Raw genomic sequence first — 456 nt, forward strand, 5'->3', positions numbered from 1 at the left:
GACTGATATGGAAAGGCTCTACTTCGTCCTGGAGAACACGCCGCGCGTCGCCCGGCCCCATGAACGGCTGACCACGATCTTCCGCACCGAGCCAGAGCTGCACGCTTCCAGAAGCCGCGACGCGGGCACCGCAGGCAAACAGATAGGCGAACGCATCAGCCGTCCCGGCGGCTTCACAGCACGTGAGCTCCACTTCCGGGAGCGAACCATCATCGGTGACGAAGTAGCACCGTAACGGCGCCAACACCTCCTGCGGGAGGAACATTGCGACTCCTGGCTGCATTGCTCCTACTCATCTCCATTTTCACGCGAGTGGGAGGATCGCACAGCGGGCGCCTCGACAGCCACATCTCCAACCGTCTTCGGCACCATCAACAACTCCGCCAGCCCACGATAGATCGGCACCCGGCATACCAGCCCGGACACACCGCGGGCAATCAGCACCGTGGCCAGGAT

At 62.9% G+C, this 456-nt stretch carries 1 protein-coding gene; it reads left to right on the forward strand.

From position 1 onward, the window contains the following. A partial coding sequence (locus HZ297_RS11815) for a hypothetical protein (protein WP_178863968.1) occupies positions 1–235 on the forward strand: 235 nt, incomplete at its 5' end. Positions 236–456: the final 221 nt, after the last annotated feature.

Origin of the sequence: Thiomicrorhabdus cannonii (genome assembly GCF_013391695.1) — a bacterium.
Classification (GTDB): domain Bacteria; phylum Pseudomonadota; class Gammaproteobacteria; order Thiomicrospirales; family Thiomicrospiraceae; genus Thiomicrorhabdus; species Thiomicrorhabdus cannonii.